This is a genomic window from Micrococcus sp. KRD070 (assembly GCF_017168435.1).
GTDB classification, from domain to species: domain Bacteria; phylum Actinomycetota; class Actinomycetes; order Actinomycetales; family Micrococcaceae; genus Micrococcus; species Micrococcus luteus.
Genome location: NZ_JABFNH010000005.1, coordinates 47,464 through 73,916, shown reverse-complemented (window position 1 = coordinate 73,916; position 26,453 = coordinate 47,464). Strand labels below are relative to the sequence as shown.

At 72.8% G+C, this 26,453-nt stretch carries 23 protein-coding genes and 1 pseudogene; 10 read left to right on the top strand and 14 right to left on the bottom strand.

Annotation, left to right across the window (positions count from 1 at the left end):
* Nucleotides 1-53: 53 nt before the first annotated feature.
* Nucleotides 54-1,049, top strand: a complete 996-nt coding sequence (locus J1M38_RS02090) for a DUF559 domain-containing protein (RefSeq protein WP_342356194.1) — start codon at nucleotides 54-56, stop codon at nucleotides 1,047-1,049.
* Between the two features lie 97 nt (nucleotides 1,050-1,146).
* On the opposite strand, the gene J1M38_RS02085 is transcribed toward J1M38_RS02090, so the two are convergent.
* From J1M38_RS02085 to J1M38_RS02040, 10 genes are all read right to left on the bottom strand, one after another.
* Complete coding sequence (locus J1M38_RS02085; RefSeq protein ID WP_073117070.1) at nucleotides 1,147-2,433, bottom strand: citrate synthase; 1,287 nt, start codon at nucleotides 2,431-2,433, stop codon at nucleotides 1,147-1,149.
* A 148-nt stretch (nucleotides 2,434-2,581) separates the two neighbouring features.
* On the bottom strand, nucleotides 2,582-3,733 hold the full coding sequence (gene dapC / locus J1M38_RS02080) for a succinyldiaminopimelate transaminase (RefSeq protein ID WP_144825243.1): 1,152 nt from the start codon (nucleotides 3,731-3,733) through the stop codon (nucleotides 2,582-2,584).
* A gap of 5 nt (nucleotides 3,734-3,738) precedes the next feature.
* A complete protein-coding gene (gene fdxA, locus J1M38_RS02075; RefSeq protein WP_002855160.1) occupies nucleotides 3,739-4,065 on the bottom strand; it encodes a ferredoxin in 327 nt (108 codons plus the stop codon).
* The gene (locus tag J1M38_RS02070) at nucleotides 4,062-4,628 is read right to left on the bottom strand and encodes a hypothetical protein (RefSeq protein ID WP_206481364.1); all 567 of its coding nucleotides are present in this window, start codon (nucleotides 4,626-4,628) and stop codon (nucleotides 4,062-4,064) included. Before J1M38_RS02070 ends, fdxA begins: the two co-directional genes overlap by 4 nt.
* The gene (typA, locus tag J1M38_RS02065) at nucleotides 4,621-6,531 is read right to left on the bottom strand and encodes a translational GTPase TypA (protein WP_206481365.1); all 1,911 of its coding nucleotides are present in this window, start codon (nucleotides 6,529-6,531) and stop codon (nucleotides 4,621-4,623) included. The genes J1M38_RS02070 and typA overlap by 8 nt, the downstream gene beginning before the upstream one ends.
* 114 nt (nucleotides 6,532-6,645) lie before the next feature.
* On the bottom strand, nucleotides 6,646-8,526 hold the full coding sequence (locus tag J1M38_RS02060; RefSeq protein ID WP_206481366.1) for an ABC transporter ATP-binding protein: 1,881 nt from the start codon (nucleotides 8,524-8,526) through the stop codon (nucleotides 6,646-6,648).
* Nucleotides 8,523-9,674, bottom strand: coding sequence for an ABC transporter permease (locus tag J1M38_RS02055; protein ID WP_241246406.1), 1,152 nt, complete (start codon nucleotides 9,672-9,674; stop codon nucleotides 8,523-8,525). The genes J1M38_RS02060 and J1M38_RS02055 overlap by 4 nt, the downstream gene beginning before the upstream one ends.
* 5 nt (nucleotides 9,675-9,679) lie before the next feature.
* A complete protein-coding gene (locus tag J1M38_RS02050; RefSeq protein ID WP_002855168.1) occupies nucleotides 9,680-11,200 on the bottom strand; it encodes an ABC transporter permease in 1,521 nt (506 codons plus the stop codon).
* A gap of 162 nt (nucleotides 11,201-11,362) precedes the next feature.
* On the bottom strand, nucleotides 11,363-13,222 hold the full coding sequence (locus J1M38_RS02045; RefSeq protein ID WP_049161579.1) for an ABC transporter family substrate-binding protein: 1,860 nt from the start codon (nucleotides 13,220-13,222) through the stop codon (nucleotides 11,363-11,365).
* A gap of 235 nt (nucleotides 13,223-13,457) precedes the next feature.
* Entirely contained in the window at nucleotides 13,458-14,936 is a 1,479-nt protein-coding gene (locus J1M38_RS02040) for an NAD(P)/FAD-dependent oxidoreductase (protein ID WP_206481368.1), read from the bottom strand.
* Nucleotides 14,937-15,001: 65 nt separating this feature from the next.
* On the opposite strand from J1M38_RS02040, the gene zupT reads away from it, so the two are divergent.
* Nucleotides 15,002-15,790, top strand: coding sequence for a zinc transporter ZupT (gene zupT / locus J1M38_RS02035; protein ID WP_206481369.1), 789 nt, complete (start codon nucleotides 15,002-15,004; stop codon nucleotides 15,788-15,790).
* A 14-nt stretch (nucleotides 15,791-15,804) separates the two neighbouring features.
* Here zupT and J1M38_RS02030 read toward each other — a convergent pair whose 3' ends face one another.
* Nucleotides 15,805-16,986 carry a S1C family serine protease gene (locus J1M38_RS02030; RefSeq protein WP_206481370.1) on the bottom strand — a complete coding sequence of 394 codons (1,182 nt, stop codon included), beginning with the start codon at nucleotides 16,984-16,986 and terminating at the stop codon, nucleotides 15,805-15,807.
* A 2-nt stretch (nucleotides 16,987-16,988) separates the two neighbouring features.
* Nucleotides 16,989-17,489, bottom strand: a complete 501-nt coding sequence (tpx, locus tag J1M38_RS02025; protein WP_049147477.1) for a thiol peroxidase — start codon at nucleotides 17,487-17,489, stop codon at nucleotides 16,989-16,991.
* 81 nt (nucleotides 17,490-17,570) lie between these two features.
* Between tpx and J1M38_RS02020 the strand changes: the two genes are divergently transcribed.
* Nucleotides 17,571-18,473 (top strand): patatin family protein, encoded by a 903-nt coding sequence (locus J1M38_RS02020; protein WP_095353682.1) that lies wholly within the window; start codon nucleotides 17,571-17,573, stop codon nucleotides 18,471-18,473.
* A gap of 24 nt (nucleotides 18,474-18,497) precedes the next feature.
* On the opposite strand, the gene J1M38_RS02015 is transcribed toward J1M38_RS02020, so the two are convergent.
* A complete protein-coding gene (locus tag J1M38_RS02015; protein ID WP_342356193.1) occupies nucleotides 18,498-19,037 on the bottom strand; it encodes a PACE efflux transporter in 540 nt (179 codons plus the stop codon).
* A 130-nt stretch (nucleotides 19,038-19,167) separates the two neighbouring features.
* On the opposite strand from J1M38_RS02015, the gene J1M38_RS02010 reads away from it, so the two are divergent.
* Entirely contained in the window at nucleotides 19,168-19,686 is a 519-nt protein-coding gene (locus tag J1M38_RS02010) for a ferritin (RefSeq protein WP_073117509.1), read from the top strand.
* 145 nt (nucleotides 19,687-19,831) lie between these two features.
* Nucleotides 19,832-20,782, top strand: coding sequence for a DUF808 domain-containing protein (locus J1M38_RS02005; RefSeq protein ID WP_127435326.1), 951 nt, complete (start codon nucleotides 19,832-19,834; stop codon nucleotides 20,780-20,782).
* 126 nt (nucleotides 20,783-20,908) lie between these two features.
* Here the strand turns inward: J1M38_RS02005 and J1M38_RS02000 are convergent, their stop codons facing one another.
* Entirely contained in the window at nucleotides 20,909-21,745 is an 837-nt protein-coding gene (locus tag J1M38_RS02000; protein WP_206481371.1) for an alpha/beta fold hydrolase, read from the bottom strand.
* 141 nt (nucleotides 21,746-21,886) lie between these two features.
* On the opposite strand from J1M38_RS02000, the pseudogene J1M38_RS01995 reads away from it, so the two are divergent.
* From J1M38_RS01995 to J1M38_RS01975, 5 genes and pseudogenes are all read left to right on the top strand, one after another.
* Nucleotides 21,887-22,024: pseudogene (locus J1M38_RS01995) on the top strand (integrase core domain-containing protein); the annotation flags it as partial.
* Between the two features lie 114 nt (nucleotides 22,025-22,138).
* Nucleotides 22,139-22,873 carry an NUDIX hydrolase gene (locus tag J1M38_RS01990; RefSeq protein WP_036316445.1) on the top strand — a complete coding sequence of 245 codons (735 nt, stop codon included), beginning with the start codon at nucleotides 22,139-22,141 and terminating at the stop codon, nucleotides 22,871-22,873.
* A gap of 28 nt (nucleotides 22,874-22,901) precedes the next feature.
* Nucleotides 22,902-24,230, top strand: coding sequence for a quinolinate synthase NadA (gene nadA / locus J1M38_RS01985; protein ID WP_113913746.1), 1,329 nt, complete (start codon nucleotides 22,902-22,904; stop codon nucleotides 24,228-24,230).
* Nucleotides 24,227-25,147, top strand: coding sequence for a carboxylating nicotinate-nucleotide diphosphorylase (gene nadC, locus J1M38_RS01980; protein ID WP_135019382.1), 921 nt, complete (start codon nucleotides 24,227-24,229; stop codon nucleotides 25,145-25,147). Before nadA ends, nadC begins: the two co-directional genes overlap by 4 nt.
* Nucleotides 25,144-26,316 (top strand): cysteine desulfurase family protein, encoded by a 1,173-nt coding sequence (locus J1M38_RS01975; RefSeq protein WP_135101387.1) that lies wholly within the window; start codon nucleotides 25,144-25,146, stop codon nucleotides 26,314-26,316. Before nadC ends, J1M38_RS01975 begins: the two co-directional genes overlap by 4 nt.
* Nucleotides 26,317-26,453 lie beyond the last annotated feature (137 nt).

Here is a 26,453-nt window from a genome sequence, read left to right as displayed (position 1 = left end):
ACCCCGCCCCGGGCGCCCCGCCGGCGTCGTCCGATGGGTGCATGCCGCGCGTCGTGACTCCTCTGCCGCCCGACCAGCCCGCCGTGCTGTTGGCCACGGACCTGGCCCGGCTGGGGCTGCCGCCCGACCGCGCCCGCCGGTCGGACCTGGAGCGGGTCGGACAGGGCTTCCACCGGCAGCGGGCACGCCCTGGCACGGGCTGGGCCGACCTGGGCCTTCCCGAGCCCGGGCACGGCTTCTCCCCCGATCACCTCGCCGCGCTCCTGCGGCGGCGCCCGGATGCCGTCCTCTCCCACGAGACCGCGGCCCACCTGCACGGCCTGCCGATGCCCGCGCGAGCCTGGCGGCGGCGCGACCCGGCGACGGGCGAGCTCGAGGCCGACCCGCCGGTGCACCTCACCGTGGCTCGGGGGACACGACGCGTCCGGCGGGCCGGACTGATGGACCACCGCAGGCCGCTGGCGCCCGAGTTCGTCACGCACGTGCACGGCCTGCGCGTTACCACCGTCGATCGCACCTGGCTGGACCTGTGCTCCCTGACTCCTCCGTGGACGTTCGAGGACCTCGTGGCCGCCGGCGACCACGCCGTCCGGCACCCGTGGACGCCCGCGGGCCGGACGGATCCGGCCACCACGATCACCGCGCTGCGGTCCGCGCTGCACGCGTCCGGACGCTTCCATGGCCGCCCGGCCGCCCGGGAGGCGCTGGACTCCGTTCGCGTCGGGGCGGACTCGCCGCCCGAGACCCGCCTGCGCCTCGCCCTCGTGGCCGGCGGGCTGCCGGAGCCGGAGCTGCAGGCCGCGCTCGAACCCGGGGACCCCTTCTCCCCCGTGGCCGACCTGGCCTACCGCCACGTGCGCCTGGCCCTGCAGTACGACGGTGCGGGGCACCGCACGCGGGAGCAGCAGGCGCGCGACGCCCGCCGGGACCGCTACGGGCAGGCGCGCGGCTGGACGACGCTCCGCGTCACCTGGGCGGATGGGCGCGAGGACTTCCGTGGCGTCGTCGCGGTGGTCCGACGCCGCCTCGACCCCTCCGCCTCGACGTGAGCACGCTCCGGCGAACGCGTTTGGGGGCGGCTTCGGGTGGTATTCCGTCCGAATACCACCCGAAACCGCCCCCGAACGCAGGGTCAGCGCCCCCGGGTCAGCGCTGCGGGTACTGGCGCAGCTGCTCGCCCACGTAGATCTGGCGCGGGCGGCCGATCTTGGTGGCCGGGTCCTCCATGAGCTCGCGCCACTGGGCGATCCAGCCGGGCAGGCGGCCCAGGGCGAAGAGGACGGTGAACATCTTCTCCGGGAAGCCCATGGCCTTGTAGATCACGCCGGTGTAGAAGTCGACGTTCGGGTAGAGCTTGCGCTCCACGAAGTAGTCGTCGGCGAGGGCCTTCTCCTCGAGGCGCTGGGCGATCTCGAGCAGCTCGTCGTTGCCGCCCATCTTGCCCAGGATGTCCTCGGCGGTCTTCTTGATGATCTTGGCCCGCGGGTCGTAGTTCTTGTACACGCGGTGGCCGAAGCCCATCAGGCGGACGCCGTCCTCCTTGTTCTTCACCTTCTCCATGAAGTCCTCGGGCGTGATGCCCTCCGACTTGATCTTCCGGAGCATGTTCAGCACGGCCTCGTTGGCGCCACCGTGCAGCGGGCCGTAGAGGGCGTTGATGCCGGCGGACACCGAGGCGAACAGGTTGGCCTGGGTGGAGCCGACCAGGCGCACCGTCGAGGTGGAGGCGTTCTGCTCGTGGTCCGCGTGCAGCATGAGCAGCAGGTCGAGGGCCTTGACCACGTCCGGGTCGATGTCGTATTCCTCGGCCGGCACGCCGAAGCACAGGCGGAGGAAGTTCTCCACGTAGTTCAGCGAGTTGTGCGGGTACATGAACGGCTGGCCCAGTGACTTCTTGAACGCGTAGGAGGCCAGCACCGGCAGCTTGCCCAGCAGACGCACGGTGGAGATGTGGACCTGCTCCGGATCGTGCGGGTCCAGGGAGTCCGGGTAGAACGTGGACAGCCCGGACACGGAGGAGGACAGCACCGGCATGGGGTGCGCGTCCCGCGGGAAGCCGTTGAAGAACAGCTTGAGGTCCTCGTGCACCATGTTGTGGCGCAGGATGTTGGTCTCCCAGGCCTCCAGGGTCTCCTTGGACTCGGGCAGCTCACCGTAGATCAGCAGGTAGGCCACCTCCATGAACGAGGAGTGCTCGGCGAGGTCCTCGATGGCGTAGCCGCGGTAGCGCAGGATGCCCTGGTCGCCGTCGATGAACGTGACGGCCGACTTGGCGTTCGCCGTGTTCATGAAGCCCGGGTCGTAGGTGACGTCGCCGGTCTCCTTCAGGAGCGGGGCGATGTTGATGCCGTTGTTGCCCTCTGTGGCGTGCTCGACGCCCAGGTCCAGGCTCTGCTCGCCGACGGTCAGCCGGACGGACTCGTGATGGGTCACGGGTGTGCTCCCTCGTCTTGTCTTCTCGATGGCCCGGGTTCGCACGCCCATGTGGGCGCGCCCACACGGGGACGACTCTGCTCCAAACTATCAAGGACCGGCCCGGGACGCGCGGTCGCTTCCCCCGACGACGGCCCTCGGCCCCGGCTCAGCCGGTCCGCGGCCCGCGGGCGGTGAGTCTCGCCGCGGCCCGGGCGACCGCCTCGTCCGTGGCGGTGATCGCCACGCGGACGTAGCCGTCGCCGCCGGCTCCGTAGAACACGCCGGGCCCGGCGATGATGCCCAGGTCCGCCAGTTCGCCCAGCAGGTCCCACGAGTCCTGCGCCGTGGCGTCGGCCGGGTCCAGGTCCGCCCGCCGGGTCCACAGGTACAGCCCCGCCTCGGAGTGGTCCACCGTGTGGCCGGAGACCTCCAGCGCGGTGCGCAGCGCGTCCCGACGGCGGCGGTAGCGGTCCTTCTGCTCCGCGACGTGCGCGTCGTCGGCCAGGGCCACGGCCATCGCGTGCTGCACCGGGGCGGGCACGATCATGCCCGCGTGCTTGCGGGTGTTGACCAGGGTCGCCACGAGCTCCGGATCCCCCGCGGCGAACGCGGCGCGGTAGCCGGCGAGATTGGACTGCTTGGACAGCGAGTAGACGCTCAGCAGGCCCGTCAGGTCGCCGCCGGAGACCTCGTCGGACAGGATGCAGGGCACGACGGCCCCGTCCCACGCGTCCCAGCCGAGCTCGGCGTAGCACTCGTCCCCGCACACCACGGCGCCCACGGCACGGGCGGCGTCGACCGTGCGGCGCAGCGCCGCCGCGTCCAGCACGGCGCCGGTGGGGTTGGCCGGCGAGTTGGTCCACACGAGGCGCACCCGCTCACGCACCTCGGGCGCCAGCGCGTCGAGGTCGTCCGCGGCCACGGCCTCCGCCCCGGCCAGCAGCGCGCCCACCGCATAGGTGGGGTAGGCGGCCTCGGGGTGGACGACGACGTCGCCTGCGCCGAGCCCGAGCAGCGTGGGCAGCCACGCGATGAACTCCTTCGACCCGACCGTGGGCACCACGGCCGCCGGGTCCAGCCCGGGCACCCCGCGGCGCCGGGCGTACCAGTCGACGACGGCGCGACGCAGGGCGTCCGTGCCGTGCGTCGTCGGGTAGCCGTGCGCGTCGGCGGCCTCGGTCAGGGCCCGGCGGATCAGCGCCGGCGTCGGATCCACCGGCGTTCCGATGGACAGGTCCGCGACGCCGTCCGGGTGGGCGGCGGCACGCTCACGGTAGGGGGTGAGCGTGTCCCACGGGTAGTCCGGCAGCGTCAGCATGGGGCTCAGGCGTCGGCGTTCTGCAGGGGCAGGGCGGAGATGATCGGGTGGTCCTTGGCGATCATGCCCAGCTTGGCGGCCCCGCCCGGGGAGCCCAGGTCGTCGAAGAACTCGACGTTGGCCTTGTAGTACTCGGCCCACTCGTCGGGGGTGTCGTCCTCGTAGTAGATGGCCTCGACGGGGCACACCGGCTCGCACGCACCGCAGTCGACGCATTCGTCCGGGTGGATGTAGAGCATGCGCTCACCCTCGTAGATGCAGTCCACGGGGCATTCGTCGATGCACGCCTTGTCCTTGACGTCCACACACGGCAACGCGATCACGTAGGTCATGGCTGACCGTCCACCTCTCTCTGGGCACGGGGTTGCGGGGCTGCGGTCCAGGGTACTCGCTCCCCCGGACGCGTTTCGCGGGCGGTCACAGTGGCCCGGCAGGGGCGCGTGGCGGCCTCGGCGGCCTCCGCGGGTCGGCGGTCCAGCCGCCGGCCCGCGGCCAGCAGGACCAGGCCGAGCGCCGGCTGGCCGACGTTCCAGGCCACGGAGGCGACGACGGCGCCCGGCGCCGCCGCCCACAGGCCGGCCGTCCAGGACAACCCCAGGGCGTCGTCCACCGGCAGGCGCTGCAGGGCCAGGACGGCGGTGAACGCGCCGGCGACGACCGCGGCCCCCGCCGGCAGGGCGCGCCCGCCGCGGCCCGCGCGTCGGACCATCCACCAGCGCTGTGTCGAGCCCACGAGCACAAGCGCCAGCACCGCACCCCAGGGCAGGGTCCAGCCGCCCGGCAGGGAGGCCAGGTTCAGATGGACGGCGGTGCCCAGCGCACCGGCGACGACGCCGAGCAGCGCCCCGCCCACCACGTCGGCGGGCCGGGCGCGGCGGCGGGGGCGATCAGGCACGGGCGCGGGCGCGCGCGGCCTTCAGGCGCTCGTTGGCGTCCAGGACGACCTTGCGGATGCGGATGTCCTCGGGGGTGATCTCCACGCACTCGTCCTCGCGGGCGAACTCGAGGGACTCCTCAAGGGTGAGCCGGCGCGGGGGCGTCAGGCCCCCGAACGACTCGGAGGAGGCTGCACGCATGTTGGTGAGCTTCTTCTCCTTGGTGATGTTCACGTCCATGTCGTCAGCGCGCGAGTTCTCGCCCACGATCATGCCCTCGTACACCTCGGCGCCGGGCTGCACGAAGAAGGTGCCGCGCTCCTGCAGGTTGATCATGGCGAACGGCGTGGCGGAGCCCGCCCGGTCGGCCACGAGGGAGCCGTTGGTGCGGTACTCGATCTCACCGGTCCACGGCTCGTAGCCGGCCGCGTAGGAGGAGGCGATGCCCGCGCCGCGGGTCTCGGTGAGGAAGCGGGTGCGGAAGCCGATCAGGCCGCGGGCCGGGACCAGGAACTCCATGCGGATCCAGCCCGTGCCGTGGTTGGACATCTCCTGCATGCGGCCCTTGCGGGCGGCCATGAGCTGCGTGACCGCGCCCATGAACTCCTCGGGGATGTCGATGGTCATGCGCTCCATCGGCTCGTGGACCTTGCCGTCCACGGTCCGGGTGACCACCTGCGGCTTGCCCACGGTGAGCTCGAAGCCCTCGCGGCGCATCTGCTCGACGAGGATGGCCAGGGCGAGCTCGCCGCGGCCCTGCACCTCCCACGCATCCGGGCGCTCGGTGGGGAGCACCTTGAGCGAGACGTTGCCGATCAGCTCCTTGTCCAGGCGGTCCTTCACCTGGCGGGCCGTGACCTTGGCGCCCTTGACGCGGCCGGCCAGCGGGGAGGTGTTGATGCCCACGGTCATGGAGATGGCCGGGTCGTCCACCGTGATCAGCGGCAGCGGCTTCGGGTTCTCCGCGTCGGTGAGGGTCTCGCCGATCATGATGTCCTCGATGCCGGCGACGGCGACGATCTCGCCCGGGCCGGCCTCCTCCGCGGGCACGCGCTCGAGGCCCTTGGTGGCCAGCAGCTCGGTGATCTTCACGGTCTTCAGGGCGCCGTCCTGGCGGGCCCACGCGACCTGCTGGCCCTTGCGGAGGGTGCCGTTGAAGATGCGCAGCAGCGCGAGGCGGCCGAGGAACGGGGAGGCGTCCAGGTTGGTGACGTGCGCCTGGAGGACCTCGCCCTCGGTGTAGGACGGGGCCGGGATGTGCTCCATGATCACGTTGAAGAGGGCCTCGAGGTCCTCGGCCTCCGGCAGGGCGCCGTCGGCGGGCTGGGTCAGGGAGGCGCGGCCGGCCTTGCCCGAGGCGTAGACGACGGGGACGTCCAACACCGAGTCGAGGTCCAGGTCCGGGTCCTCCTCGGCCAGGTCCGAGGCCAGGCCGAGCAGCAGGTCCATGGAGTCGGAGACGACCCCGTCGATGCGCGCGTCCGGGCGGTCCGTCTTGTTGACCACGAGGATCACGGGCAGCTTGGCCGCGAGGGCCTTGCGGAGCACGAAGCGGGTCTGGGGCAGCGGGCCCTCGGAGGAGTCCACGAGCAGCACGACGCCGTCCACCATGGACAGGCCGCGCTCCACCTCGCCGCCGAAGTCGGCGTGGCCGGGGGTGTCGATCACGTTGATGGTGACGGTCTCGCCCTCGGGGGCGGACGGGCCGGAGTAGAACACCGTGGTGTTCTTGGCGAGGATCGTGATCCCCTTCTCCTTCTCCAGGTCCCCGGAGTCCATGACCCGCTCGGCGACGTCGCCGTGCGTGTTGAAGGCACCGGTCTGGCGCAGCATGGCGTCCACCATCGTGGTCTTGCCATGGTCCACGTGGGCCACGATGGCCACGTTGCGCAGATCGGAGCGGCGGGTTTCGGTCGAGGTCATGGGCGTCCTGTCCGGTTCGACATCAAAGGGGTGGAGGCACACGACGACGGCGGCCCCCGTGCGATTGTACGCGCAGGGGCCGCCGTGGACGGGCGGGCCGGTAGGCCCGAACGGTCAGTAGACGCCCTCGCCGAGGGAGGCGAGGAATTCGCGGCGCTCCTGGCGACGCTCCGCCTGCTGGTCCGGATCCGGCACGGGCGCCGCCGCCAGGAGGCGACGGGTGTACTCCTCCTTCGGACGGTGGAGCACCTCCTCCGTGGGGCCCTGCTCCACCTGGCGGCCGTCCTTGAGGACGAGCACCTTGTGGGCCAGCATGTCCACCACCGCGAGGTCGTGGGACACGAACAGGCACGCGAACTCGTAGCGCTGCTGCAGCTCCGCGAACATGTCCAGCACGGCGGCCTGGACGGACACGTCCAGGGCCGAGGTCGGCTCGTCCGCGATGAGCACCTGGGGGTCCAGGGTCAGGGCGCGGGCGATCGAGATGCGCTGGCGCTGACCGCCAGAGAGCTCGTGCGGGTACCGGTTCACCACGGAGCGCGGCAGACGCACCGCGTCCAGCAGCTCCTCGGCGCGGGCCAGGCGCGAGCGCCGGTCTCCCACCTTGTGCACGACCATCGGCTCGGTGATGATGTCGCCGATCGGGAACCGCGGGTCCAGTGAGGCCGCCGGGTCCTGGAAGACCACGCCGATGTTCTTGCGCAGGGCGCGCTGCTCGGCCTTGGGCATCGTCGCCAGGTCGTGGCCCTGGATGCGCAGAGAGCCCTCCGCGATGGTGAGCAGACCGAGCACCGACTTGGCGATGGTGGACTTGCCCGAGCCGGACTCGCCCACCAGGCCCAGGATCTCGCCCGGGGCCACCTGGAAGCTGACGTCGTGGACCACGCGGTTCTTCTTGCCGCGGTGGTCGTACTCGAGGTGGAGGTTCTCCGCCTCGATCGCGTACCGGGCCTGCGTCTGCGTGGCCGTGACCGGCTCCGGCTCCGCCACTTCGAGGGGCTCGCCGAGGCGCGGCACCGCCGAGAGCAGCTTCTGGGTGTAGGGGTGCCGGGCGTGCTGGAGCACCTGGTGCACCGAGCCCTGCTCCACGAGCTCCCCGTGGAGCATCACGCACACGCGGTCCGCCATGTCCGCGACCACGCCCATGTTGTGCGTGATGAGCAGGATGCCGGTGTTCATCTTGTTCTTCAGGGAGCGCAGCAGCTCCAGGATCTCGGCCTGGACCGTCACGTCGAGCGCCGTGGTGGGCTCGTCCGCGATGATCACCTTCGGCGAGCAGCTGATCGCCATCGCGATGACGATGCGCTGGCGCTGGCCGCCCGAGAACTGGTGGGGGTACTGCTTGAGGCGGGTGGCGGCGTCGGGGATGCCCACCATGGTGAGCAGCTCGACGGCGCGCTTGTCCGCCTCGGTGCCGTAGGCGATGCCGTGCAGCTCGAGGGCCTCCGTGAGCTGGTCGCCCACGGTGAGGACGGGGTTCAGGGCCGTCATGGGCTCCTGGAACACCATCGCCACCTCGTCGCCGCGGATGTCGCGCAGCTGCCCCGGGGTCATCGTGAGCACGTCGCGGCCGGCCAGCTGCACCGAGCCGGTGATGTCCGCATTGCCCGGGAGCAGGCCCATGGCGGTGGCGCTCGTGACGGACTTGCCGGAGCCGGACTCGCCCACGAGGGCGACGACCTCGCCGGGCTTGACGTCGAACGTCACGCCCTTGACCGCGTGCACCTCGCCGAACTCGGTCGCGAACTTCACGTCCACGTCGCGGAAGGCGAGCACTGGCTCGCCGCCCAGGTCGTCGTGGCGGGCCACGACGCCCATCGCGCTCGTCGCGGGGCCCGGAGGCACGCCGCCGGCGCCGGAGGAGCCGGGCACGGCGGCGCCGCGCGCCTCGAGGTCCGCCGACGACGCCGCGTGCGAGCCCTGCCCGCCGGCGGTCACGTCGTTCTCGTTCTTCTTGCCGAACATGGATCGGCCTTTCTTGTCGTTCGCGCTCATCGCTGACCGTCCTCGTCCGCGTCGATGATCCGGCCTGCCGTCGGGGCGGCCTCCAGGCCGCCCGCCGTCGTCGCGCCGGCCTCGGTGACGGCGGCACGTCGGCCGAAGAAGCGGGGCCTGCGACGGGCGCCCGCACCCTGGCGCGGGTCGAAGGCGTCGCGCAGACCGTCGCCGAGGAAGTTCACGGACAGGGCGATCGCCAGGATGATCATGCCGGGCCACCAGAACAGCCACGGACGGGTGGTGAACGCGTTCTGGTAGTCGGAGATGAGCAGGCCCAGAGACGAGTCCGGTGCCTTCACGCCGAAGCCGAGGAAGGACAGCGAGGTCTCCAGCAGCACCGCGCCCGCGATGGCGAACGTCGCGTTCACGACGATCACGCCGATCGTGTTGGGCAGCAGGTGCTTGTAGATCAGGCGGCCCGGCTTGGCGCCCATGGCGACGGCGGCCGCCACGAACTCCTTCTCGCGCAGGGACAGGACCTCGCCGCGCACGAGGCGGGCCAGGGACGTCCAGGACACGAGGCCGAGCACCACCGCGAGCGGGAGGATGCCCATCTTCATGCCGCTGGCCATCTGGCCGAGCACCGCGGCGAGCACGAGCAGCGGGATGACGATGATCAGGTCGGTCAGGCGCATCAGCACGGAGTCGACCCAGCCGCCGAAGTAGCCGGACACGGCGCCGACGATCGCGCCGATCACGGTGGAGAGCAGGCCCACGATGGCCGCGATGATCATGGACTGCTGGGTCCCGCGCATCACGAGGGCGAAGTAGTCCTTGCCCGTGGTGTCCTGGCCGAAGGGGTGCTCGCCCCAGCGGAAGCCGTCGCCGCCGAGGAACTGGGGCACGACCGACAGCGTCGGGCGGCCGCCGTTCACCACGGAGGCCGCGGCCGTGTAGGACTTGTCCCACCAGCCGGGGATGCCGGCGAAGCCGATGGAGGAGAACGCCATCAGCGTGATGAAGACCAGCACGATCAGGGAGATCATCGCCGCCTTGTGGCGGAAGAACCGCTTGCGGACCAGGGCGCCCTGGGAGTAGGACTTCCCGGCCTTGGCGCGGAGCTTGGCGTCCTCCGCCTCCGCGAGGTCGAAGATCTGCTTCTCGTCGAGCTGTGCGCCCGTCGTCGAGGAGTTGTTGGTGGTCATCTGGCTCACACTCGAATCCGGGGGTCGAGGACGGCGTAGAGCACGTCCGCCACGAGGTTCATCAGCACGGCGGCGGTGCCCGTCACGAGGAAGAACGCCATCACGGGCATGGGGTCCACGTCGCGCAGGCCGGTGGCGAACAGCTCGCCCATCCCCTTCCAGCCGAACACCTGCTCCGTGATCACGGCACCGCCGATCAGGCCGGCGAAGTCGAAGGCCATGATCGTGGTGATGGGGATCAGGGAGTTGCGGAACGCGTGCTTCAGGATCACCTGGCGCTCCGGCAGGCCCTTGGCGCGCGCGGTGCGGATGTAGTCCTGGCGCGAGACCTCGAGCATGGAGGAGCGCGTGTACCGCGAATACGTGGCCACCGAGATGATGGTCAGCAGGATGGTGGGCAGCAGCAGCTGCGCACCGCGGTCCAGGAACACCACCCAGAAGTGGGCGTCCAGGTTCGGGGTGCCCGAGCCGATCGTGGAGATCGGGCGCGGCTTGACCTTCAGGAAGGTCGGCCAGTAGTTCATCAGGTGTTCCGCCACGATCGCCACGCCCATGATCAGGGCGGTCACCAGCGAGGCGGACACGGCCGAGCCCTTGGAGAAGCCGCCGAGCAGGCGGCCCACCAGGATGGCCACCAGCACGAGGATGACGCCGAGGCCGGCCAGCAGCAGCGCGGACGGCGTCCGCCACAGCAGGCCGTAGGTGGCGTAGTAGGCGACGAGGCCGATCGCGGCCGTGACCAGGGCGGCCTTGAGGACCGATCGGTTGCGCAGGCCGGAGATCACCGCGGTGGCGCCGACGGCGGCGGCCAGGCCGATGACCAGCTGCACGACCGGGCCCATCTGCGGGTTCCGCCAGAAGTCGACCGCGAACAGCACCCAGCCGGCGAGCAGGATGAACGCGGCGGTGGCGCCGAACGTGAACGCTCGCCGCCTGAGGTCCCCGGCCATCACGGCCTGGAGGACGAGGCCGGCGATCACCGCGAACCCGATGAGGAGGGGCCAATTCAGCTCGGGGCTGCGGATCCAGTCGTTGAACCGGATTCCCATGTACTCCTTCAGGAGCACAGCCGCCCAGAACACGGGCAGCGAGAAGAAGAGGAAGATCAGGAACGTGACCACGTAGTCGAGGCCGGAGTACTGGCGGATCGCGGTGACGATGCCGATCGCGATGCCGATGATGATCGCCAGGACGGTCGCGAGCACCACGAGGCGCAGCGTGGAGGCCGCGGCGTTGCTCAGCAGGTCTGCGACGGACTGACCGTTCCGACTGAGGCCGAGGTCGCACTGACCGGTGACGCAGCCGCCGATGCCCTGGAGCCAGTCCCAGTACCGGGCGTACCAGGGCTGGTCCAGCCCCATGAACGCGGTGCGGGCGGCGATGAGGGTCTCGCGGTTGGGGTTCTGTGACTCTCGCAGGTCCTGGAGGGGGTCACCCGAGTGGGCCACGAGGAAGAAGAGCAGGATCGACGCGCCGAACAGCACCAGGAGGGAGCTGCCGAGGCGCTTGAGGATGAATTTCAGCACAACAGGGGGTGACCTTCCGTGCGAGTGCAAGGGAAAGGGAGGGGTGCGGGTTCGCCGCGGTTCACGGCCAGAGCCCGGCCGGTGCCCGGCCGGGCTCTGTCCTCGATCCCGACACCGGCGGTCCGCGGGAGGCGGACCGCCGGGTCAGAGGTCAGCGGGGTGTCACTCCTGGACGCGGACCCACTGCTCCACGTTCCACAGCGCACCCGACTGGGCGGCGGTGTCGCGCACGTTGGCGACGTCGGCCTTGTGGCCGACCAGACCCGGGTGAGCGTACAGCGGGATGGCCTGGAAGTCCTCCCACAGCAGCTTCTCGATGGTCTTGGTCTGCTCCAGCTGCTCGTTCTCGTCCAGCGAGGTGGCGAGCTTGTCCCAGGCCGCGTCCACCTCGGGGTTGTTGTAGCTCTGCTGGTTCTGGGCGCCGTCCGACTGGTAGATGTTCGCGCCGGAGGCCTTCTGGCCCGAGCCGGCCCAGGCGTAGAGGGCGGCGTCGTAGTCACCGGCCGGCATGACCTCCTTGAAGAACACCGGCGAGTTGGCGTCCTGGACGTCGAAGCCCGCCTGGTCGCAGGAGCTCTTGATGAGCGCGACGGTCTCGGTGCGACGCTGGTTGCCGGCCTGGTAGCCGAGGCGGACCGTGGGCTTGGAGACGCCCGACTGCTCGACGAGCTCCTTCGCCTTCTCGATGTTCGGCTCGTCCATCTCCTCCGGGTAGGCCGCGTCCACGACCTCCTGGTACTTGTCCTGGAAGGGGAAGACCTCGCGCAGGTTCATGACCTCCGCGTCCGCGTAGATCGGCTTGATCAGGTTGTCCACGATCTGCTGGCGGGGCAGGCAGAGGGCGAAGGCCTCGCGCAGCTCCGGGGAGTCCGCGAAGACCGAGCCCTCGCCGCGGTTGTAGTCCACGTGCTCCCAGGTCAGCTGGTCACCGGTCTGTACGTTGACGTCGTCGCCGAGGCCCTCGAGCTGCTGGAGGGTGTCCACGGTGGCCTGCGGCTCGATGACGTCGAGGTCGCCGTTCTGCAGGGCCTGCACGTGGGTCTTGGGGTCGGCGAAGCGGAGGACGAGCTCCTTGGTGGCCGCCGGGGTGCCCCAGTACTCGGGGTTGGTCTCGAGGGTGATGGACTGGCCGGCCTGCCAGCCGCCGTCCTTGAACTTGTAGGGGCCCATGGAGGGCACCAGCGAGGCGTCCGGCAGCTCGCCGGGGCTGAAGTCCCAGCCGTCGTTCCAGAACTCGGCCGCCGGGGTGAGCGCCTCGACGTCCTTCTCCTTCGCGGCGGTGACGAGCTCCTCGAAGCTCATGCCCGCCTCCTTGGCGACGATGTGCGCCGGCAGTGCGGTGCTGATGAGGATCTCCCAGTCCGCGTAGGGCTCCGGGTAGGTGACGGTGAACTCCTTGCCGTCGGCCTCGCCCTCGGGCGCCTCCGGGATGTACTTGCCCTGCTCGAAGGAGATCGAGTCGAACAGCGGGGTCTCGGAACCCTCCGCCTTGACCGTGTCGTTGTTCGCGGCCCAGTGGAAGATGAAGTCGCCCGCGGTGACGGGGGTGCCGTCGGACCACTTGGCGTCGTCGCTGATGGTGTACTTCACGGTCAGCGGGTCGTCCGAGGTCTTCTCGTACGTGCCGAAGTCCTCGTTCGGGATGATCGAGCCGTCGGTGCCGAAGTACCAGAAGGACGAGAACATGCGGTCCACGACGGCCGAGTTGTACGTGGTGTACGTGTTCGACTGCAGGCCGTTGTAGGACAGGAAGTCGTCGGCGCCCACCGAGTAGGCGATGGAGCCGTCCTGGGTCTCGACGTCGCCCAGGTCGGCCAGCCCCGGCCCGGAGGCCTCGGCGGTGAGCTTCTGGCCCTTGTCCCCTTCGATGACATTGCCGGCGCCCGAGTCGCCGCCCTGGCTGGCGGCGGAGCCGCTGTTGCTGGAGTCGCCCGCGTTGCCGCCGCCGGGGGCGCAGGCGGAGAGGATGAGGGCCGAGCCGGCGGCCAGGGCCGCAGCAGCGGAGAGCTTCGTGTACTTCATGGAAGGTGCTTCCGTTCATGAGAGGTGCAAGGACGTCCCTCATCCGCATCCCTGTGGGGATCCGATGATGTGAGACTACCCCGGGCCGTTCCGTCGAGACGGGACGTTCCGTGAGATGGATTACACTGTAGCGGGCACATTCCGATTCGCGAAAGTCCTGATCCGGATCGGTCTCAGCCGTGTCGCACAGCGGTCGCCGACACCCCGGCAGGCCACGGACCGGGCGCCGACGCGGTCAGCGACGACGGTCCGCCAGCAGTGTCCGCACGGCCCACGCCCCGCCCATGCCATGGACGCCGGCGCCCGGCGGGGTGGAGGCGGAGGCCAGATAGAGCCCGGCCCGGCCCGCACGGTGCGGCCGGGGCGACGCGGTGGGGCGCAGGAGCGCGCGCGCTCCCGCGAGCGATCCCCCGGCGATGTCGCCGCCCACGAGGTTCGGGTTCCACGCCTCCAGGTCGGCCGGGCGCATCGCGATCGCGGCCTCGATCCGGTCCCGGAAGCCGGGTGCGTGCCGCTCCACCTCCGCCTCGATCAGCGGACGGACGTCGCCGGGGTGACCGTGGGGCACATGGGCGTAGGACCAGACGACCGTGTGCCCCCGGGCGGGCCCGGTGGCCCGTAAGGGGTCCGCCGCCTGCTGCTGACAGAGCATGACGAAGGGCCGCGCCGGCATCCGGCCGGCCGTGATGTCGTCCTCGGCCCGCCGGATCTCGGCGGCGGTCCCGCCCAGGTGCACCGTCCCCGCGCCCGCGAGCCGGGCGTCGCGCCACGGGATCGGCCCGTCGAGCAGGAAGTCGACCTTGGACACGGACGGCCCGGGGCGCCACCGGCGCAGGGCCGCGGCGTAGCGCGGCGGCAGGCCCGTGCCGGCGACGCGCAGCACCTGGCGCGGGGTCAGGTCCAGCACGACGGCGTCCGCGGCGGGCAGCGCGCGCAGGTCCGTGACCTCGTGGCCCAGGTGCAGCCGCCCGCCGTGCGCCCGCAGCACCGCCACGAGCGCGTCGACGATCGCCCCCGACCCGCCGCGCGCCACCGGCCAGCCCGAGCTCATCCCGAGCGCGCCGAAGAGCGCACCGAACGCCGCCGTCAGGGGCCGGCTCGAGGGCAGGATCGCGTGGGCCGCCGAGCCCGTGAACAGGGCGCGGGCGGCCTCCGTGCGGAACATCGCCCGGCCCAGCAGATCGGCCGGCCACGGGGCGCGCAGGCCGAAGCGGGCCATCGCCACCGGATGGGGCGGGGGTCGCAGCACCGGGCCGAGCGCGCCCGCCAGGATCTCGTCGACGTGTTCGACCAGGGCCCCGTGCACGGCCCGCCAGGCCCGCGCGTCGACGCCGAGACCCGCGGCGGTGGCCTCGAGGTCCCGGTGCAGGAGGGCGGCCGGCCCGTCCGGCAGCGGATGTCCCATCGGCACGGCCGGGTGCAGCCAGGCGAGCCCGTGGTCCGTCAGCCCCAGCTCCCGGAACACGGGGCTGGCGACGCCGAACGGATGGCCCGCCGCCCCGAGGTCCACCACGGTCCCCTCCCCCAGCACCGGCGCGGACGCGCACGCACCGCCGGGCACCGGGGCCCGCTCGAACACGTCCACCTCCCAGCCCTCGCGGGCCAGCAGGGCGGCGGCGGTCAGGCCGTTGGGTCCGGCGCCCACGATGACGGCGCGGCCCGGCTCGACGCCCCGGGGCAGGGCGAATCCGGGGCCGGCGGCGATTTCGGTCATGGTCTCCTCCTGTGGTCCCTAGGATGGTCGCACCCCGCCCGCCGCCCGTCAGGAGGCACTCCCCCGTGGACCCGTTCTGGACCGCGCTCGCTCTCACGACGTTCGCCGGGCTGGCCACGGTGCTGGGCGGCGTCCTGGCGATCGTCGGACGCGAGCCCTCGGGCCGCGGGCTGGGGGCCGCCCTCGGCCTCGCCGCGGGCGTCATGCTCGCGGTCTCCTTCCTGGAGATGCTGCCGGCCTCCGTCGAGGGGCTGGGCGGGGCGGTCGGCCCCGCGGCGACCGCCGTCGCGGTGGCCGCCCTGATCCTCGGCGCAGGCGCCTACGTGCTGCTCGAGCGCGCCGTCCCCGACCCCGTCTCGGAGATGCCGGGCGACGTCGACGACCCGGCCGGCCTGGACCGGCGGCGGATGCTGCGCCTGGGCACGGTGACGGCCCTGGCGATCGGCCTGCACAATCTGCCGGAGGGCTTCGTCACCTTCGTTGGCACCCTGCAGGATCCGTCGGTGGGCCTCGCGCTGGCCGTCGCGATGGCCGTGCACAACGTTCCCGAGGGCGTGGCCGTGGCCGTGCCCGTGCGGCAGGCCACCGGATCGCGGCGCAAGGCCTTCGCGTGGGCCGCGTTCACGGGGATCGCGGAGCCGCTGGGCGCGCTGATCGGCTGGCTGCTGCTGGCCCCGTTCCTCACACCCGCGCTCGTGGCCGCCGTCTTCGCGGCCGTGGCGGGCGTGATGGTGACCGTGAGCCTCGACGCGCTGCTGCCCGCCGCCCGGGCGGCCGGGGGCCGCGCCGCGGCGCTGGGCGGCGTGCTGCTGGGCGTGGCCGCGATGGCCCTCTCGCTGGACCTGCTCTCCTGAGCGCGGGGGGCCGGTCAGTTCACGAGGGCCGGCTGCAGGACCGCCTCGGCCTCGCGCACCTCGCCGTCGGCGGTGCGCCACTGGACGGTGATCCGGTCCCCCACGTTGTGGTCGTTGACCAGGCGGGACATCCGGGAGGCGTCGTCGCCGACGGGGCGCCCCTCGATCTCGAGGATCACATCGCCCTCGACCAGGCCGATCTGCTCGGCCGCCGAGCCTGCGTCCACCTGCATGACCACGACGCCGACGTCGGGATCCGCGCCGACCATGATGCCCAGGGCGCCGTCCGCGCCGATGCTCACGGTGTCCGTCTCCTCACCCGAGAGGACCTGGCCCACCACGTCGAAGGCCACCTCCAGCGGGATCGCGAAGCCGTCCACCTCGTCTGCGGTGGTCCCGTCGCTGGCCGCCACGGTCACGCCGACCACCTGGCCGGCGTCGTCCACCACCGGGCCGCCGGAGTAGCCGGGCACGACGTCCGCGTCCGTCTGGATCAGGCCGGACAGGCGCGCGTACTGATCGGTGCCCTCGGCCGCGGCCATGATCGAGCGGTCCGTGCCGAGCACGGTGCCGCGCACGGCCGTCAGATAGCCCTGGCCTCCGCCGTTGCCGACGGCGGCCACCTGGTCCCCGCGCCGCACCGGGTCCAGCGAGACGCTGGCCACCGGCAGGTCCGAGACGCCCTCGACGTCGAGCACCGCGATGTCGTGCTCCGCATCGCGCCCGAGCACCGTGGCCGTGTGCCGCGCGCCGGTGTCCGCGACCACCACGTGCACCTCAGAGGAGTCCTCGACCACGTGGTAGTTGGTCACCGCCAGCCCGTCCGGGGAGAGCACCATGCCCGTCCCCGTGCCGGTGCGGGCGCCGAGGGCGGTCTCCACGAGGAGGATGCCCGGGGCGTCCGCGACCGGCTGGCCCGGGTCCAGGGACGATCCGTCGTGGGCCGATGCGGACCAGTCCACCAGCACACCGTCGTGGATGCGGGTCAGGCCCGCCGCGAGCGCGCCCGCCTCCCGGGCGGGGGCCTCGGCGGCGGGCACGGTCGGGGTGGAGTCCGCGGCGACGTCGACCATCCGGCCGGCGAGGAGCGCGGTGAGGCCCCCGGCCAGGACCAGCGCCCCGAGTACGCCGAACAGCGCGATGACGAACGCCAGGGGCGAGCGTCGTGCGCGCGGCGGCCAGCCCGGCGGCGTCACGCTCAGCCCCGGGCGGCCGCCAGGGCGGCCTCGTAGTCCGGCTCCTCGGAGATCTCGGGGACGAGCTGGGCATGACGGACCACGCCGTCGGCATCGACCACGACGACGGCGCGGGCCAGCAGGCCCTCGAGCGGACCGTCGGTCATGCGCACGCCGTAGTCGTCGCCGAACGACGAGCGGAACACAGAGCCGCTGCGGACGTGGTCGATGCCCTCGACCGAGCAGAAGCGCGCGGCGGCGAACGGCAGGTCCGCGGACACGGCCACGACGGTGGTGTCCCCGAGGTCCGCGACGCGGGAGTCGAACTCGCGGACGGAGGCGGCGCACACGCCGGTGTCCAGGGACGGGAAGATGTTCAGGATCACGCGACGGCCGCGCAGCTCCCGCAGGGTCACCGGGGACAGGTCCGCCCCGGTGAGGGTGAAGTCGGGGGCGGGGGCACCCACCTGGGGCAGCCCACCGACGGTGTGGACGGGGGTGCTCTTCATGTGGGTCGTCGCCATGGGGACAGCCTAGGATGGGCGCGGCCGGACGGGAGCAACCCGCGCCCTGCTCGGCGGACGGCGAACACGGAGGGACCGACCATGACCGAGCCCATGACGTCCAACGTCACCGACACGGCGCTGCTGTTCGAGGGCGGGGGGATGCGCGCCGCGCTCACCTCGGCCGTGGTGGCGGAGCTGCTGCGCGAGCGGATCCACGTGGACTTCGTGGCCGGCATCTCGGCGGGCTCGTCCAACGCCGTGAACTACCTGTCCCGCGACCCGGCCCGTGCGCGGCGCTCGTTCGTGGACTTCGCCGACGATCCTCGGTTCGGCAACTGGCTGAGCTTCCTGCGCGGCAAGGGCCTGTTCAACGCCGAGTACATCTACGAGCACGCCGGCCTGCCCGAGGCGGACCTGCCCTACGACTTCGCCACGTTCCGCGCGAACCCCGCCCGGCTCGTGCTGGGCGGGTTCGACGCCGCGAGCGGCGAGACCCGCTGGTGGGACCGCTCCGACATGACCACCCTGACCGACCTGATGGTCCGCGTCCGCGCGTCGTCCACGATGCCGGTCCTCATGCCCCCCGTGCACGCCGAGGGCACCGTGTTCGTGGACGGCGCCCTCGGCGTGGACGGTGGGATCCCGCTGACCGCGGCGGAGGACGCGGGGTTCGAGAAGGTCCTCGTGGTCCTGACCCGGGAGCGCGGGTACGTGAAACGGCCCGAACGGTTCCCCTCGTTCTACCAGCGCACCTTCCGGCGCTACCCCGCCGTCGCGGACGCCCTGCTCACGCGCTGGCGCCGGTACAACGCGACCCGCGAGCGCCTGTTCGAGATGGAGCGGCAGGGACGGGCCTATCTGTTCGCGCCCGAGACCATGCCCATCGCCAACGGCGAGCGGTCCGTGGCCAAGCTGGCCGCCGCCCACGAGCTCGGCCTGGACCAGGTGCGCCGCGAGATGCCGGCGATCCGCGCGTTCCTGGGGCTGCCGGCGTCCCGCTGAGCCGCGCCTGATCCGATCGGCGGGTCAGGCCTCGGCGCGGGCGGCCGAGTCCGGCAGGCCGAACACCGAGTCGAACGCGTAGGCGTACACCGCGGCGTAGACGAGGAAGAACACGAGCAGGCCAGCCTCGATGAGGAACGCCTCCCCCAGCCCGACGCCGAGGATCAGCGCCACCGCGGGCACGAGGAACACGATCAGACCGCCCTCGAAGCCGACGGCGTGGGCCACGCGCACCCACCAGGGCCGGCCCGTGATGCCGAGGCGGCGTTCGAGGGTCTCGAACACCGAGTTGAACACGATGTTCCACAGCAGGGCCACGGTCGAGGACACCACCGCCACGGCGAGCGAGGGCCCGCCGCCGTTGCCGAGCGCCGCCAGGATCACGGTGGTGAAGAGGATGGCGAGCAGCTCGAAGACCACCGCGTAGACCACGCGGCGCAGCAGGGGCGTCCGGAACACGCGGCGGCGCACGAGCGCGTCCCGGCCTCCCGGGCCCCGCGGCACGTCGGAGGGCGGCGTCGACGCGGGGTCGACGCCCGGGCGGGCGTGGTGGGTCTCGGACACGGCGCCCAGCCTAGGGCCGGGGCCGCGGGCCGCCGAATCCGGCGGGACCGGCCGCCCGCCGTCGTCGTGCCCCGATGACGGGGCGGGCGCGCCTTCACCGCGCCCCGGCCGCCTGCCTAGAGTTCGAGGCATGAAGCTCACCGATGACCTGCTGCAGAAGTTCAACGACCAGATCACCCTCGAGTTCGAGGCGTCCATGGTCTACCGCCAGCTCGCGATCGCCGCCGACGACCTGGACCTGTCCGGGATGGCCGCGTGGCTGCGGCACCAGGCGGACGAGGAGATCGTCCACGCGAACAAGTTCATCGACCACGTCGCCGACCGGGACAGCTTTCCGACGATCGGTGCCATCCCGGCCCCGCCCGTGCAGGCCGGCCTGTCGGCCCTGGAGATCTTCCGGGCCGCGCTCGCGCACGAGCAGAAGGTCTCCGAGGCGATCCGGGAGCTGTACCGGGCCACCGAGTCCGCGGGCGACCTCAACTCGCGCCCGCTGCTGAACTGGTTCCTGGACGAGCAGATCGAGGAGGAGTCCACCGTCTCCGAGATCGTGGGCCAGCTCGAGCTCGTGGGCGACGACGGCTCGGGCCTGCTCCGCATCGACGGCCGTCTGGGCTCCCGTCCCGTGGAGACCACCGAGAACGACGCCTGAGCCCACCGGCGGCCTCGTCGGCCGCGCACGCACCGGCCCGGTCCCCCACGGGACCGGGCCGGTGCGTGTCCGTCCCCGCCGCTATGCTCGACCTGCGCCCTGCCCGCGCACCGGCGCGCCCGTCGGCCCCACCCCAGGAGGAACCATGGTCGGACTCGTAGCCCTGCTCGACGACGTCGCCGCCCTCGCCCGCCTCGCCGCCGCGAGCGTGGACGACGTGGCCGCCGGAGCGGGACGCGCCGCGGCCAAGGCGGCGGGAGTGGTGGTCGACGACGCCGCGGTGACCCCGCAGTACATGGCCGGCGCGGCCGCGGCCCGCGAGCTGCCGATGATCTGGCGGATCACCAAGGGCTCCCTGCGCAACAAGCTCGTGTTCATCCTTCCCGCGCTGCTGCTGCTCGACTGGCTCGCCCCCTGGATCCTGCCGTGGCTGCTGCTGGCCGGCGGCACCTACCTGTCCTATGAGGGCGCGCACAAGGTGTGGGGCAAGCTCGCCGGCCACGGGCATGCCGACGACGAGGAGCCTGCCGTCGAGCGGGGTCCGGAGGCTGAGGACACCGTGGTGCGCGGGGCCATCACCACGGACTTCATCCTGTCCCTGGAGATCATGGTCATCTCCATGAACGAGGTGGCCGACCTGGGCTTCTGGATGCAGGCGGCGGTCCTGGCGGTGGTGGCTGTCGTCATCACCGCGGGCGTGTACGGGGTGGTGGGGCTGATCGTGAAGATGGACGACGTCGGCCTGCACCTGCACCAGAACGCCACGACCTCCGGCGGCCGTTCGTTCGGCGCCGGGCTGGTCAAGGCCATGCCGCACGTGCTGCGCGTGGTGACCGTCATCGGCACCGTGGCGATGCTCTGGGTGGGCGGCCACATCGCCCTCGTGGAGCTGGACGCGCTGGGCGTGCCGTGGCCCTACTACGCCGTGCAGCACGGGATCGTCGAGCCCGTCACGCACGCCGCCGGCGCGTTCCTCGGCTGGCTCACGGACACCGCGACATCGGCTGTGTGGGGCCTGCTCTGGGGCTCGGTCGCGCTCGGGGTGGTCCTGCTCGTCGGACGCCTGCGCGGAAAGAAGGCCGCGCCCGCCCACTGATGCGGCGGCTGACGGGTCCGCCCCCACCCGCGCCCGACGCTGAGGCCCGCAGACGCGCCGCTACGCACGGAACGTGGCGGCGCGTCTGCGGGCCTCGGCGCTGTCTCCGTCTCCCGACGGGCCCCGTCAGTCGGCGGTGAGGAAGGTGCGCACCGCGGAGACGAAGGCCTCGGGCTGGTCGGCGTGCAGCCAGTGGCCGGCGTCACGGACGGTCACGCGCACGACGCGCGGGAACAGCTCCTTCATCCGCGGCACGTCCTCATCCTGGACGTAGTCCGACTCGGCGCCGGCCAGCCACAGGACCGGATGGTCGAACACGCGCTCCGGGTCCTCGGGGACCACCGGGTCCGGGAACGAGCCGATCTCCCGCAGGTGCTCGAAGAGCATGGCCACATTGGGCTGCCACGCGAAGTGGTCGCCCGTGCGCCGCAGGTTCTGCAGCAGGAAGCCGCGCACCCGCGCGTCGTGGACGTGCTCGGCCATGGCCGCGTCGGCCTCGGCCCGCGAGTCGTACGCGTCCAGGTCCATGCGCAGCATGGTGCCCAGCAGGTGCACGAACTCGTCCGTGGCCTGCGGTGAGAGCCGCGGGGAGATGTCCTCCACGATCAGCCGGTCCACGAGCTCCGGGTGCCGCAGGGCGAGCACCATGGCGACCTTGCCGCCCATCGAGTGGCCCAGCAGGTGGACCGGCCCGTCGGCGGCGAGGCCGGCGCGCAGGTGGGCGGCCACCCGGTCCGCGATCTCGCGGTAGTCCACCCGGTCCGTCCAGGGCGAGGCGCCGTGGTCCGGCAGATCGATCAGCTCCACCGTGAAGTCGTCGCCCAGCTCCTTGGCCGGGCCGGTGAAGTTCCGGCCCCGGCCCATGAGGCCGTGCAGGAACGCGACGCGGCGCGGGCCCTCCCCGATGCGGGTGGAGGCCAGGGGGGCGTCGGACGGGTCGGAGGCGGCGGCGGTCGTGTTCACCCGACTCAGGCTAGCTGTTGTGGGTCATGAGGTTCTTGCCACGAGGCGCCGGCTGAGATGAGACGAGTGGGCCTCTCCCGCAGGATGGAAGTTCCTCAACAACCCACCTGCCAGAAGAGACCCACTCATGACTCACGCTAACAGACAGCTCGGCGTGAGGCGCTGGCCGTGTGGGTGAACCACTACAACTACCATCGGCCTCATACCTCCTGCGGGGACGCCCCTCCGGCCTCGTTGGCCCCGGCCCGAGTCAACAACGTCATGCCCTCCTACAGCTAGCGCGGGACCGCGCCGGCGCCTCCCCCGCCTTACAGTCATCTCGACCCTCTGAGATGGGCGCGAACAGTGTCATACTGACCAGAACAGCCCCGCCAGTCCGCCCCGGGAGGTCCCATGCCGGTCGCTGAGGCCCGCGTCAGCGTGGCCGTGTCCACGGCCGTCTTCGGCGTGCGCCCGGACCCGCACGGCGTGCCCCGCCTCTGTGTCGCCCTCGTCCCGCGGATGCGCGAGCCGTTCCTGGACCGGTGGGCGCTGCCGGGCGCGTGGCTCGGCGCGGACGAGGAGCTGGCCGACGTCGCCGCACGCGTGGCCGCCGAGTGCGTGCCCGGTCCCGTCCGTCGCCTCGAGCAGCTGGCGGCGTTCGGCGCCGTGGACCGTTCCCCCACCGGACGCGTCCTCACGGTGGCCCACTGGGCGCTCAGCCCCGCCCTGGACGACGACGGCGCCGCCCCAGCGTCCAGCCCGGACCCGGACGTGGCCGGGCTGCCCATCGGGGTCCATGTGCGCTGGCACCGGGCCGACGCGCCGCCCGCGCTGGCGTTCGACCACGCGCAGATCCTGGCGGCGGCCGTGGCGCGCCTGCGCGCGGACCTGCCGCGAGCCGGCGTCGGGCACGCGCTGCTGGGGCCCTCCTTCACCCTCGCCGAGCTGCGCGCCGTGCACGAGGCCGTCCTCGGCCGCGGCCTCGACGCCGCCAACTTCCGCCGCGCCACCCTCGCCGCCGGGGCCCTCGAGGAGACCGGCGAGGTCCGCGGCGGCACCCCGCACCGCCCGCCCAAGCTCTACCGGTACCGGCCCGCCGGGCCCGGGACCGACCCCGATCCCGCCGGGCCGGACGCCCGCCGCTGACCCACCAGCCCCGACCCAGGAGTCACCCATGACCACCCCGACCGGAACCACCGCCTCGGTGGCCCGCACCCTGACCCTGATCGACAAGGACGCCGCGCGCGGCTCCTCGTGTTCCCCCGACCTGACCCGCGGCCCCTGGGCGTTCGACGCCGGCCTGCCCGCCTACGGCCCCGGCGCATCGCAGGACGACGTCGTCCCGGCCGACGCCCCCGTGCAGGGCCGCATCCCCGAGGAGTACCAGCGGGCCTCCGACGAGGAGCTCCACGCCCGGATCAGCGCCGCGCGGCAGACACTCGGCGAACGCGTCGTCGTGCTGGGCCACTTCTACCAGCGCGACGAGGTCGTCCAGCACGCCGACTTCGTGGGCGACTCCTTCCAGCTCGCGCGGGCCTCCCAGGGCCGGCCCGAGGCGGAGGCGATCGTGTTCTGCGGCGTGCACTTCATGGCGGAGACCGCGGACCTGCTCTCCACCCCGGACCAGGCCGTCATCCTGCCCAACCTCGCCGCCGGCTGCTCCATGGCGGACATGGCCGACCTGGACTCGGTCGAGGACGCGTGGGAGCAGCTCGAGGCGGTCTACGGCACCGAGCCGGACGACGACGGGCGCGTGCCCCTGCTGCCCGTGACCTACATGAACTCCTCCGCGGCCCTCAAGGGCTTCGTCGGCGAGCGCGGCGGCATCGTGTGCACGTCCTCCAACGCCTCGGCCGTGCTGGACTGGGCGTTCGAGCGTGCCCAGCGCGTCCTGTTCTTCCCGGACCAGCACCTGGGCCGGAACACGGGCCGCGCCAGGGGGATCCCACTCGAGCAGATGCCGACGTGGAATCCCCGCCTGCCGCTGGGCGGGAACTCCGAGGACGCCCTGCGGGACGCGAAGGTCCTGCTGTGGCACGGCTTCTGCTCGGTGCACCGCCGCTTCACGGTCGCGCAGATCGAGCAGGCCCGCGCCGAGCACCCGGACGTCCAGGTGATCGTGCACCCCGAGTGCCCCCTGCCCGTGGTGGAGGCCGCGGACTCCTCCGGGTCCACCGACTTCATCGTCAAGGCCATCCAGGCGGCGCCGGCCGGCTCGACCTTCGCGATCGGCACCGAGATCAACCTCGTGCAGCGCCTGGCCGCCCAGCACCCCGAGCACACGATCTTCTGCCTCGACCCCGTGATCTGCCCGTGCTCCACGATGTACCGCATCCACCCCGGCTACCTCGCGTGGGTGCTCGAGGAGCTCGTGGCCGGCCGCGTGGTCAACCGGATCACCGTGCCCGCGTCCGTGGCCGACCCGGCCCGCACCGCGCTCGAGCGGATGCTGGCCGTCGCGCCGAAGCAGTCGGCCGCGCAGTCCGCCGGGGCCGGGACGTGACCCCGGCCGACCGCGCCCCGGCGACGCCGGCCCCGCAGCCGGACGTGGAGCGGATCGTGGCCGCCGCGCTCGCCGAGGACGCGCCCTGGGGTGATGTCTCCTCGGAGGCCTTCGTCCCGGAGCAGGCCCGGATCACCGCGCGCGTGGTGGCCCGCGAGGCCGGGGTGCTCTCCGGCACGAACGCCCTCGAGGCCGCCTTCCGGCTCGTCGACCCGGCCGTGTCCGTCACCCTGCACCTGGCCGACGGCGCCGACCTGTCCCCCGGCGCCGTCGTCGCCGAGGTCGCGGGCCCCGCCCGCTCGGTGCTGCGCGCCGAGCGCGTGGCGCTGAACCTCGTCCAGCGCCTGTCCGGGATCGCCACGACGACGGCCGCCCACGTGGCCGCCGTGCGCGCCGGCGGCGGGCACGCGCGGGTGGTGGACACCCGCAAGACCACCCCGGGTCTGCGCGTGCTCGAACGGCAGGCGGTGCGGGACGGAGGCGGGCACAACCACCGCTTCAGCCTCTCGGATGCCGTGATGCTCAAGGACAACCACCTGGCCGCGCTGGGGTTCGGCGGTGCCGGCGACCCGGGCGAGGCCCTCACCGCGGCCCTGCGCGCCGGGATGGCCCGCCTGCCGCACACCACCCACGTGGAGGTGGAGGTCGACCGGCTCGAGCAGATCCCGGCGGTGCTCGCCGCCGGGGTCGACACGATCATGCTGGACAACTTCTCGCCGGCCGAGCTGCGGGCCGGCGTCGAGCTCGTGGCGGGCCGCGCCGTCGTCGAGGCCTCCGGCGGGGTGAGCCTCGAGACGATCGGGGCGATCGCGGCCACGGGCGTGGACGTGATCTCGGTGGGAGCGCTGACCCATACCGTCCAGTCCCTGGACCTGGGCCTGGACGCCGTGGTCGAGGAGGTCTCGCCGCGCCGATGAGCACCACCCTCGACCTGGACCACGCGGCCACCGCGCCCGTCCGGCGCAGCGCGCTGGAGGCGATGTGGCCCGCCCTCACCGGCGTCTACGGCAACCCGTCCTCGGCGCACGAGGCCGGCCGGGCGGCGGCGGCCCTGCTCGAGGACGCCCGCGCGCGGGTGGCCCGCGCGATCGGCGCCCGGGCCGGGCAGGTCGTGTTCACCTCGGGCGGCACGGAGGCCGACGCGCTCGCCGTGCTCGGCACGGTGCGCGCCCGGATCCTCGCCGGCCGCCCGGCGAACCACGTGCTGACCACGGGGATCGAGCACAGCGCGGTGCGGCAGTCCTGTGACCAGCTGGCCCGGCTGCACGGCGTCGAGGTCGAGCACCTCGCGCTGGACCGTGACGGCCTGACCTGTGCGGACGACCTCGCCGCCCGCCTGCGCCCGGACACCGCGCTGGTCAGCGTGCACCTGGCCCACAACGAGGTGGGCACGGTGCAGCCGGTGGCCGAGCTGGCCGCCGTCGCCCGGGAGGCGGGCGTGCCGCTGCACGTGGACGCGGTGCAGGCCGCGGGGCAGATCCCGGTGGACGTGCGCGCCCTCGGGGCGGATCTCGTGGCGCTGTCCGGGCACAAGGTCGGCGGGCCCAAGGGGGTCGGCGCGCTGTGGGTGCGCCCGGGTCACGCCCTGGAACCGCTCGTGCCCGGCGGCGGCCAGGAGCGGGGCCGGCGGTCCGGGACGCAGAACGTGGCCGGTGCCGCCGGGTTCGCGGCGGCCTTCGAGGAGGCCGAGGCGGAGCGCACCGCGGCCGCGGACGCGTGGTCCGGGCTGCGGGACCGGTTCGCGGCGCGCGTGCTCGACGGCGTCCGGGCGCTCGTGCCCGACGCGCGGCTGACCGGCCATCCCGCGCGGCGGCTGCCGCGTCACGCCTCGTTCGTGCTGCCCGGCGTGAACGGCGAGTCGGTGCTGGAGGAGGCGGCCCGCCGGGGCGTGCTGGCCTCGGCGGGGTCCGCGTGCTCGGCCCACGACGCCGAGCCGTCCCCGGCCCTGCTCGCGCTGGGCCTCAGCGAGGACGAGGCCCGCACGGCCCTGCGCTGCACGTTCGGCCCGGACGCCGACGCCCCGCTGCTCGACGCCGCGGCGGACGCGATCGTCGACGCCGTCCGGACGGTCACCGCCCTGCGCTGAGCGGCCCCGGGCCGGTCGACCCCGCTGCCGCCGGGGGCCGGCGTCGGACGTTCACCCGGGGGTCAGCCCGAGGCCACATGTCCCTCGCCTGCGTGCCCCACCCTGGCCCCGTGAAGCAGACCACCGCACCCCTGTCC